We start from the raw sequence: 11162 nt of genomic DNA on the forward strand, positions 1-11162 counted from the left end.
AGCTGGCATCTGCCGGCACTTGGGAGATTCCCACATGGACGTACGCCACCCGTTGTACCAGGCCATTGCCAGCGTGCTTGCCGGCATCCTGATCCTCAACCCCATCGTCGCGGCAGCGGCCGAGCTGGCGGTGGACGCGGCAGCCGGTGGCAATACGCACCTGGGCGCGGCGGGCAATGGCGTGCCCGTGGTGAACATCGCCACGCCCAACGGCGCGGGGCTCTCCCACAACAAGTTCAGCGACTACAACGTCGGGCAGAACGGCCTGATCCTCAACAACGCCACCGGCAAGACCCAGTCCACCCAGCTGGGCGGGATCATCGTCGGCAACCCGAACCTCAAGGGCGGCGCGGCCAACAAGATCCTCAACGAAGTCACCGGGGCCAACCCCTCGCAACTGCGCGGTTATACCGAAGTGGCCGGCCAGGCCGCCCACGTCATCGTCGCCAACCCCCACGGCATCACCTGCAACGGTTGCGGTTTCATCAATACCCCGCGCGCCACCCTGACCACCGGCAAGCCGCTGATGGATGGCGAGCGCCTGCGTGGCTACGACGTCGACGGCGGCGAGATCAGCGTCGAAGGCGCCGGCCTGAATGCCAGCAACCTCGACCAGTTCGAGCTGATCACCCGCAGCGCCAAGCTCAACGCCGACCTCTACGCGCAGCAACTCGCCGTGGTGACCGGCCGCAACCAGGTGGACGCCGAGACCCTCGCCGCCACCGCCAAGGCCGACGACGGCAGCGCCAAGCCGCAACTGGCCATCGACAGCTCCGCGCTGGGCGGCATGTACGCCGGCGCCATCCGCCTGGTGGGCACCGAGCAGGGCGTGGGCGTAAAACTCGCCGGCAACATGGCCGCCAGCGGCGGCGACATTCAGATCGACGCCAACGGCCAGCTGACCTTGGCCCGCACCAGCGCCGCCGGCAACCTGCGCGCCAAGGCCAGCGACATTGCCGTCACCGGCCCGGCCTACGCCAGCGGCGTCGCCGAGCTGAACGCCAGCGGCCAGTTGAGCAACAGCCAGAGCCTCGCGGCCGGCCAGCGTGTCGCGCTCACCGCCGCACAGGTCAGCAACAGCGGCGTCGTCGAAGCCGGCGTCAACCCGGATAACAGCCGCAACGCCCAGGGCGACGTGGCGATCACCGCGCAGACCCTGCGCAACAGCGGCAGCGTGGTCGCCAGCCGCAACCTGGACGCCAACGCCAGCGGCACCCTGGACAACCAGGGCGGCGCGTTCAAGGGCGCCACCACCCGCGTCAGCGCTGCCAGCCTGGACAACCGCCAGGGCCGCCTGCTCGCCAGCGATCAACTGACGCTCAACGCCGCGCGCCTGGACAACCGCAACGGCCAGGCCGTCGCCAACCGCCTGCAAGTCAGCGGCGGCGCGCTGGACAACCGCCTCGGCCTGTTCTCCGCCGAGCAGTCGCTGGACTTCACCCTCGACAGCCTCGACAACAGCGGCAAGGGCACTCTGGTCAGCAACGGCACTCTGCAGGCCCGCGTCCAGCACAGGCTCGACAACCAGGCCGATGGCCTGCTCTCGGCCAAGGGCGCGCTCGGTGTGCAGGCCGGCAACCTCGACAACCGTGGCGGGCTGGTGGTCGGCGATGCCGGCGTGACCCTTTCCGGGGCCAGCCTGAACAACAGCGCGCTGGGCGTGATCAGCAGCCTGGGTGACCTGAAGCTCGACGTCGGCCAGCTGGACAACAGCCAGGGCGGCGCCCTCGACAGCGGCGCGGCACTGCGCCTGACGGCCAGCCAGGTGAACAACGCCCAGGGCAGCGTGAATGCCAAGGGCGACCTGCAGGCCAAGGCCGACAGCTTCAGCCAGCAGGGCGGCGAACTGCTCGCCCAGGGCGCGCTGAACCTCGACGCCGGGCTGCTCGACAACCGCAACGGCGGCCTCATCGCCGCCAACAACGGCGTCAGCGTCAAAGGCACCGACCTGCTCAACCAGGGCGGCGAAATCTCCAGCCGCGCCAAGGTCGCTGTGCAGGCTGCCAGCCTGGACAACGGCGCCGGCAAGGTCATCGGCGACGCCGGCCTCGACCTGCAGGTGCAGCACATCGCCAACCGCGCCGGCACCCTGGCCGGCCGCGACGGCCTGAGCATCACCGGGCAGAGCCTGGACAACAGCCAGGGTGGCCGGGTGAACAGCCAGAACAGCCTCTGGCTGCAACTGGCCGGCGCGCTCGACAACAGTGGTAACGGCGCCCTGCTCAGCCAGGGCAGCCTGACCCTCAACGCCGGTAGCCTCGACAACCGTGGGGGCGCGGTCTCCAGTGCCGGCCTGCTGTTCTCCCGTCTCGCCGGTGCGCTCGACAACCGCGGCGGCAAGCTGCTCAGCGACGGCAGCATCGACCTCGCCGGCGCCGACCTGAACAACGCCGGCGGCATCCTCAGCGCCGCCGGCGATATCCGCCTGCAAGGCGCAAAACTCAACAACAGCCAGCAGGGCCGCATCGTCACCGACGCCGCCATCCACCTTGCCACCGCCCAGCTGGACAACAGCCAGGGCGGCAGCCTCTCCGCGCGCGGCGTCATCGACGGCCGCATCGCTGGCCTCGACCAGCACGGCGGCGGCCAGCTGATCGGCCAGGGCGGCGTCGACCTCGACCTCCAGGGCGGCGCCCTGAACAACGCCGGCGGCCTGCTCGGCAGCCCCGGCCAGCTGGCGCTGCGCAACGTCGCCAGCCTCGACAACCGGGGCGGCGAAATCTCCAGCGACCGCGGCTTTGCCCTCACCACCGGGGCCTTGCTCAACCAGGGCGGCAAGATTCTCTCCGGCGACCGCCTGACCCTCACCAGCGGCGCACTGAACAACAGCAACGCCGGGGTGCTCTCCGGCAGCAACGGCCTCAGCGTCAACGCCGCCAGCCTCGACAACAGCCAGGGCGGCACCCTCGCCAGCCGCAGTGACATGCTCGTTCGCAGCCAGGGCGCGCTGGACAACCACGGCGACGGCGCACTGGTCGCCAGCGGCAAGCTCGATGTCGGCAGCGCCAGCCTGAACAACCAGGGCGGCCTGCTGTCCGCCACCGGCGACCTGCTGCTGGCCACCGGCAGCACCGACAACCGCGACGGCCGCCTGCTCGCCCAGGGCCGTCTCGACGCCAACACCGCCGACCTCGACAACCGCGATGGCGTAATCAGCGGTGCGCAGGGCCTCGACCTCGGCGCCGGCAACGTCCTCAACGGCGCCAGCGCTGCCGGCAAACCCGGTGGCCTGATCACCAGCCAGGGCGCGCTGACCCTGCGCGGCGGCAAGCTCGAATCCACCGGCGGCGGGGAAATCTCCGCCAAGGGCGACCTGCACCTGATCGTCGCCCAGCTGATCCAGCGCCAGGCCGCGCTGATCGGCGAAGGCAAGGTCACCCTCGACCTGGGCAACGGCGCCCAGCGCGGCGACTTCGACAACCGTGGCGGCCTGCTCAGCGCCACCGGCGCCCTGCAGATCAACGGCCTGCGCAACCTCGACAACCGTGGCGGGGAAATCTCCGCCAGCCAGGGCTTCGCGCTCACGGCCAGCGGCCAGCTCGACAACGGCGACAGCGGCCGGATCATCAGCGCCGGCCAGCTCGAACTGAACGCCGGCGCCCTGCGCAACGTAAGCCAAGGCCTGCTCTCCGGCTGGCAAGGCCTGGTGGTCAACGCCGCCAGCCTGGACAACAGCAGCAGTGGCACGCTCTCCAGCCGCGATGGCGCGCTGACCCTGACGGTCAGCGGCGCGCTCGACAACCACGGCGCCGGCGCGCTGGTCAGCAAGGGCAACCTCGGCCTTGGCGCCGGCAGCCTGAACAACGCCGGCGGCATCGTTTCCACCCAGGGCGGGCTCGGCCTGACCGTGAGCGGCGACGTGGACAACAGCAACGGCGGCCTGCTCAGCGCCCAGGGCAGCCTGACCGGTAGTGCCAAGGCTGTGGATAACCGCGCCGGGCAGATCAGCGCCGCCAGCGTCGACTACGACGCCAGCAGCCTGAACAACAGCGGCGGCAGCCTGGTCAGCCAGGGCGCGCTGCGCCTGGGCCTGCTCGGCGCCCTGCTGAACAACGGCGCCGGCTCGAAAATCGCCAGCGGCGGCCCGCTCAACCTGAGCGTCGGCAGCCTGGAAAACCGTGGCGGCCAGCTCGCCAGCCAGGGGCTGCTCAAGGTCCTCGCCGGGCGCTTCGACAACAGCGCTGGCGGCACCGTGGCCGCGCAGGACGACCTGACCCTGCAACTCACCGCCGAGCTGCTCAACGGCCAGGACGGCCTGGTCTTCAGCAAGGCCGGCCAGCTCAACCTCAGCGCTGCCAGCATCGCCAACGGCGGCGGCACCCTGCAGGGCCAGGGCGACACCACCCTCAAGGCCACCGGCGCCCTCGGCAACCAGAACGGCCGCATCATCAGCCAGACCGGCCAGCTCGACCTGGGCAGTGGCAGCCTCGACAACAGCGGCGGCGTCATCAATGCCGCCAACGGCAACCTCAAGCTGGTCACCGGCCAGTTCAGCAACAACGCCGGCACCACCCAGGCCAAGGCACTGGACATCACCGCTACCGGCGGCATCGACAACCGCGCCGGCCACCTCTCGGCGGTCAGCGGCGACAACCGCATCAGCACCACCGACCTGAACAACCAGGGCGGCGGCCTCTATGCCGGCAGCCTGCTCTACCTGCGCGGCAACCAGTTGCTCAACGACGGCGCAGCACTTGGCCAAGGCGGCAAGATCGGCGCCGGCAACCTCGACGCCAGCCTCGGCGGCGCGCTGAATAACCAGTTCGGCCTGATCGAAAGCAGCGGCAACCTGACCCTCGGCGCGGCCAGCATCAACAACGTGGTCGGCGCCATTCGCGCACTCGGCCAGACGCCCGTCAGCCTGCTGCGCGCAGCCAGCCCCAGCCAGATGAAGATCGTCAGCGGCGGCCTGCTCAACAACAACCTCGGCCGCATCGAAGGCGCCACCCAGGACCTGATCCTGCAGACCGGCGCCCTGCAGAACGGCGGCGGCAACGTGCTGCAAGTCGGCACCGGCACCTTCGGCGTCGACCTCGCCCAGGCCGGCCAGGCCGGCGGCAACTTCACCTCCAACGGCAGCCTCACCTACCAGGCCGCCAGCTGGACCAACAACGCCATCATCCAGGCGCGCAACCTGAACCTGGACATCGGCCAGCTCGACCAGGGGCAGTACGGCCAGCTGCTGGCCGCGCAGAGCCTCATCGGCCGCGGCGGCAACTGGGCCAACGCCGGCCTGATCGCCAGCGATGGCACGCTCGATCTCGATCTGAGCGGCAACTACACCGCCGATGGCCGCCTGAGCAGCTTGGGCAGCCTGTCCCTCGGCGCTGGCTACATCGGTATCGGCCAGAGCGGCAGCATTGGAGGCGGTGGCGCGACGACCGTCATCAACAGCAGCGGCACCCTCGACAACGGCGGTCGCCTGACCGCCACCCAGGACCTGCGCGTCAGCGCCGCCAGCCTCAACAACCGCGGCACCCTCGGTGCCGCCGGCAACCTCTACCTCGGCACGCCCAACCTGCTCAACGAGAACGGCCTGATCTTCAGCGGCGGCAACATGCAGTTGCGCACGCAGAATTTCATCAACCGCAACGCCGACCTCTACAGCCTGGGCACATTGCACATCGCCGCCAACGACCAGGACGGCTGGGCGAGCAGCGTGCAAAACATCTCCGGCAGCTTCGAGAGCGGCGGGGCCATGACCCTGCTGGTGCAGGATTTCGACAACCGCCGTGCCGACGACTTCCAGATCGGCGAGCGCATTGTTGCCGGCAATTTCCGCATGTATGCCGACGACGTCTGCGATGGCAAGGGCTGCGAATTCAAGTTCCAGTCCTGGGAGCGCTATGAGGACATCATCCTCAAGGACGCGCCTCAAGCCTCGATCACCGCTGGTGGCGACTTCCGCTTCCGTGGCGACTCCTTCGACAACCTCTACAGCAGCATTGCCTCGGGCGGCAATATCGACATCCAGACGGCCACCTTCCGCAACCAGGGCGCCGCGGGTGGGGAAGAGCGCCACCTTGATGGCAGCTTCTATTCGCGTGATGACAACCTGTATTGGGCCGTTCGGAACAACAAAGACCTCTACAACCGTTACAACGATCCCAACTCGTCAGACTACAGTCCCGGCGCACTGACTCGACTGCAGATTCTTGAGTCTGGTGGCTATCCGGAGGGAAAAGCCTTTCGGAGCATGACCGAGTCCGTCATCCCTGTCTCCGGCACGCCCGCTGCCTCCGCGGTGATCCAGGCCACCGGCAATGTGACGATCAATGCCAGCGACAGCTTCGACAACAGCGTGGTGAAGCGCGACGCCGGCACCCAGACCATCAGTCCGCGCGACGTCGGCGTTGCCAACGGCGCCACCACCGTCCAGCTGGCGATCACCTCGCAGTTGCCGCCGGACCTCGCGCAGAAACAGGTCAACCCCGTCACCCTGCCGGGCTTCAGCCTGCCGCAGGGCGAAAACGGCCTCTTCCGCCTGAGCGGGCAGGGCGGCACCGGCGGCAGCACCGGCACTGTGCAGGGTGCGGGCGATCTCAGTTTCAGCGGCCAGAGCATCAGCGCCGCGCAGCGCGAACGGAGCCTCGACGGCGCTGTGGCTGGCGCGGGCAGCGTTGCTCCGGGTGGCAATGCCGCCGCCGCTGATGCTCAGTCGGGTGCGGCCATCAACGTCCCGCGCGTGCAGGGCCTGCCCAGTAGCGCCACACCGGACAACAGCCACAAATACCTGATCGAGACCAACCCCGAGCTGACCAACCTGAAGAGCTTCCTCGGCTCCGACTACCTGCTCGGCCAGCTCGGCTACGACCCGGACAAGGCACAGAAGCGCCTCGGCGACGGCCTCTACGAACAGCGCCTGATCCAGCAGGCAGTGGTCGCCCGCACCGGCCAGCGCTACATCGACGGCATGGCCAGCGACGAAGCCCTGTTCAAGTACCTGATGGACAACGCCATCGCCTACAAGGACAGCCTCCAGCTGCAACTGGGCGTCGGCCTCTCCGCCGCCCAGGTCGCCGCGCTGACCCACGACATCGTCTGGCTCGAAGAAGCCACCATCAACGGTGAAAAGGTCCTGGTGCCGGTGCTCTACCTCGCCCAGGCCGATGGTCGCCTGGCGGCGAATGGCGCCCTGATCATGGGCAACGACCTGTCGCTGATCAGCGGCGGCAACCTGACCAACCAGGGCACCCTGCGCGCCAGTGGCGACCTCGCCGCCAGCGCTTCCAACATCAACAACAGCGGCCTGATCGAAGCCGGTAACCGTCTCGATCTGCTGGCCGTCGACAGCATCCGCAACGCGGCTGGCGGCATCATCAGCGGCCGCGACGTCAGCCTCACCGCGCTGACCGGTGACGTCATCAACGAGCGCAGCATCACCTCGGTCGACGCCAGCAACGACGCCCACCGCATCCACAAGGAAATCGCCAACAACGCCGCCCGCATCGAAGCCCGAGGCGACCTGGAGATCACCTCCGGCCGCGACCTGATCAGCGCCGGCAGCGTCATCCAGGCCGGCGGCAATGCCGACCTCACCGCCGGGCGCGACCTGCGCCTGGAGGCCGCGCAGGAAGTCGACAGCATCGATTTCCAGAGCCGCCGCATCACCGGCAACGTCACCAGCGTCACCCAGCACGGCAGCGAGGTGCAGGTTGGCGGCAACCTCGAACTCAACGCCGGCCGCGACCTCAGCGCCGTCGCCAGCCGGATCGACGCCGCCCGCGACATCGCCATGAGCGCCGGGCGCGACGTAGTCCTCGCCTCCGCCGCCAACGAAGAGCACAGCGACGCCAAGTACAAGGGCGGCGGCAAGAAGGTCACGACCCAGGAAGACCACGTGGGCCAGCAGGCCACCGAGGTCAACGCCGGTGGCGACGTCCTGATCAGCGCGGGCGAAAACCTCACCCTCGTCAGCAGCAAGATCGGCGCCGGCAACGAGGCCTACCTGGTCGCCGGCGACAAGATCGAACTGCTCGCCGCCAACGACAGCGACTACTCGCTCTACGACATGGAAGAGAAGGGCGGCTGGGGCAAGAAGAAAACCCAGCGTGACGAAGTCACCGACGTCAAAGCCGTGGGCAGCGAAATCAGTGCCGGCTCCGACATCACCCTGCTCAGCGGCGGCGACCAGAAGTACCAGGGCGCCAAGCTGGAGGCCGGCAATGACATCGCCATTCTCAGCGGCGGCGAAGTCACCTTCGAGGCGGTCAAGGACCTGCACCAGGAAAGCCACGCCAAGGAAGACAGCGATCTCTCCTGGACCAGATCCAAAGGCGAAGGCAAGACCGACGAGACACTGCGCCAGACCCAGATGATCGCCCAGGGCAACATCGCCATCAAAGCCGTGGACGGCCTGAAGATCGACTACAAGCACATCGACCAGAAGACTGTCAGCCAGGCCATCGATGCGATGGTGCAGGCCGATCCGAACCTGGCCTGGATCAAGGATGCCGAGGCGCGCGGAGATGTGGATTGGCGAGCGGTGAAGGAGATTCACGACTCGTACAAGTACAGCCACTCGGGGATGGGGCCAGCCACTCAATTGGTGGTGGCCATTGCGGCGGCGGCTATTGGTGGAATTGCTGCAGCGGGAGCGCTGAGCAGCGCGGGAGTGGCCGGCGGCACCGTTGTTATGGGTGCCGGTGTTGGTGCTGCAGGCAGCCTGTCCAGTACCGCAGCGGTCAGCCTGATCAATAACAAGGGCGATTTAGGCAAGGTGCTCAACGACAGCTTCAGCAGCGACAGCCTCAAGCAAATGGCGGTTGCTGGCGTCGTTGGTGGATTGACGACAGGGTACTTCGACGATTGGACAGGCACCAAAACTCAGGTGCCGACCGACAAGATCATTACTCCTTTGAGCACGGCCAGCGGTATTGGGGGCTTTGCTGCAAATCAGGCATTGCAGAATGTCACCGCTACTGCGCTGAACAAGGCAATGGGAGAGGGCGGCAGTTTCGGCGACGCCCTGCAAAATACTCTCTACAACACCATTGCTGCCGTAGCTTTCAATGCGATAGGAGATGCGGGTCTTAAGACTGGAAGTGCGCAGAAGATTGCGGCTCACGCACTGGTCGGCGGTCTGGTTGCTGAAGCTGCCGGTGGTGACTTCAGCAGTGGAGCTATTGCCGCAGGTGCTAACGAAACACTAGCCAATGAGCTTCGCCAAGCGATCACTCAATTGAGCCCCGAGAAGCGCGACGCCTTGCTGTCGATGTCCTCGGAGTTGGTAGGTGTGCTGGCAGCATCGCTGGTTGATTCAGACCAGAAGAACTTGCAGACCGGCGGCTGGGTAGCCAAGAACGCCACCCAATACAACTTCCTTAATCACGACCAGACCCAAGACTTTGTTCACGACATCACGGCCTGTGGCAGCAACACTCAGTGCCAGCAGAACGTTTGGGTAGGTAATGGTTACAACCAGGACAGCTTGGGTAATCTCGAAGACGCTCTGAAGACGGCTGGTCCGGTGCGGGCAAAGGATCTGCTGACCTCGATTCAAGGCGGGCTGGCTGCCTTGGCGGAGCTGAATTGCACCACGGTTACCTGCGAAAGCTATAAGTTCGAGTTGATTGATCGCAGTATTCGGGCTAGCGAATACCTGGATGAAGTTTATGGCTTCGGCGCTACCGTTATTGGTGCTGTAGCTGGAATGGCTGGCGCTGGAGTCGGGGCCAAGCGACCGGGTGGAACAGTTGCTCCAGGAGCGTCATCTAGTGTAAACAAGGCCTACGAGTATTGGGGATTAGTGCGGGCTGAACGGGCGGCGGCGGCAAAAGGGGCTGGGACCGCTGGAAAGGCCGCTGATGAGTTCATCCCGCCAGGAATGGACCGTCCATTCCGGCCGGTTAATCCGGCATTCCCACCAAACAAAGCTGTCGTAGAAGCGATGGAGAGCCCGCAAATCAAAGGCATGACGACCTGCGGTGGGACAGACTGCTCGGAGATTGCAAGTAAGCTAATGAGTGCGGCGGGAGGGAAAGGAAAAGTTATCGAGGTTAGACCTTCCAAGCCAGGTAACTTGAATCTTTATACGAACGGCGCTAAAGAGCCTGAACAGTTCTATCACCAGGTTTATACCGATGGTCGATATGTCTACGATCCACGCTTGTCATCGCAACCAATTCCCAAAGGAGATTGGGAGCAGCATATCAAGGGGATGAATCCAGAAGGCGTTACAATCTCTGATAAGTTGAAGGGGTTGAGATGAGCACTCGGCGAATATCAGCCCCCGAAGGGGATTTGTTAAATGTATTGGAAGACATTAGCTCGCTTGAGTGGAGAAGGTATCAGCAGCGCAGCCCAGAGGTATGGCTTAACGGACGCTTTGAAAAGATTGAGCGCCCAGAGTATCCGCCATATATTTCATTTAGATTTGAGCATGAAAGTCAGGCGGTTATAGCTAGGCTGAAGGATTCCTTGCTTTCATATGGTGGAAAAATAAAGTGGCTGCTAGTTGAACATAAGAGAGACTCTCTTCCTGGCACGAACTGGATGGTATGTCCGGAAAAAATGGTTGAAGTTAGAGAGGAGGCTGCTCAGGCTGGAATTAGTACTGGGCAGTACTTGGCTCAATATGAGCCGGAATTTGGTCCCGCTGCTTATGATGATTTGGTTGGCCTAACTGAACATATCCGGCGAGCCTTCTCTGAAATATCAAATAAAAACCCCAGCCAATGAGCTGGGGTTTTCTTACCTACGATTTACCGCCGCCTACCTCGCTGCTCGTGATCGGCCTGATACAACGACTGCGCATCGGACGCCAGCAACAACAGCGCGCGGCTGATCTGGAAAACGTTCCTGATGGGTATGTCGTCCACATCGACCCTTTCCAGCACGGCGAGCAGGTCGAGCACGGCGCCGAGCCGATCTTCCGCCGCGTCATACAACGCCTCGGCGGGCGCATCGGTGTTCAGGAACAGCGTGGCGTCACGCGGGAAGTGACTGTGCTGTGAAGCCGTCGCCAGCGGGATAAAGTCGTGGACGGCGGGACGTGTGGACGGGTGTGACGTATGATTCGCGTCAGCCATTTTCAGCTCCTTGTTAGCTGCTTGTGGTTAGCGGGCCGGCGGTGTTGACGCACCGTCGGCCCGCGTCTTTTTGCGTTACCGCAAAACTCCTTTAAGTGATCCGCGCCGTTCGGCATTTCAGGATCATGTTCT

General features: G+C 65.1%; 3 protein-coding genes. 2 read left to right on the forward strand and 1 reads right to left on the reverse strand.

Annotated elements, in window-relative coordinates:
- Positions 1–34: 34 nt before the first annotated feature.
- Positions 35–10210: a filamentous hemagglutinin N-terminal domain-containing protein gene (locus IB255_RS14255; protein ID WP_225594829.1), complete on the forward strand. Its 10176-nt coding sequence runs from the start codon at positions 35–37 to the stop codon at positions 10208–10210.
- Positions 10207–10680, forward strand: coding sequence for a hypothetical protein (locus IB255_RS14260; protein WP_139791603.1), 474 nt, complete (start codon positions 10207–10209; stop codon positions 10678–10680). Before IB255_RS14255 ends, IB255_RS14260 begins: the two co-directional genes overlap by 4 nt.
- Positions 10681–10703: 23 nt before the next feature.
- Here IB255_RS14260 and IB255_RS14265 read toward each other — a convergent pair whose 3' ends face one another.
- Positions 10704–11030 carry a hypothetical protein gene (locus tag IB255_RS14265; RefSeq protein ID WP_081519032.1) on the reverse strand — a complete coding sequence of 109 codons (327 nt, stop codon included), beginning with the start codon at positions 11028–11030 and terminating at the stop codon, positions 10704–10706.
- Positions 11031–11162 lie beyond the last annotated feature (132 nt).

The organism is Pseudomonas sp. PDM22 (assembly GCF_014851965.1).
Taxonomy (GTDB): domain Bacteria; phylum Pseudomonadota; class Gammaproteobacteria; order Pseudomonadales; family Pseudomonadaceae; genus Pseudomonas.

Bases quoted from the DNA above. Each gene is read 5' to 3' on its own strand.
- IB255_RS14265 (WP_081519032.1), bottom strand. From the start codon at position 11,030: ATGGCTGACGCGAATCATACGTCACACCCGTCCACACGTCCCGCCGTC.
- IB255_RS14260 (WP_139791603.1), top strand. From the start codon at position 10,207: ATGAGCACTCGGCGAATATCAGCCCCCGAAGGGGATTTGTTAAATGTA.
- IB255_RS14255 (WP_225594829.1), top strand. From the start codon at position 35: ATGGACGTACGCCACCCGTTGTACCAGGCCATTGCCAGCGTGCTTGCC.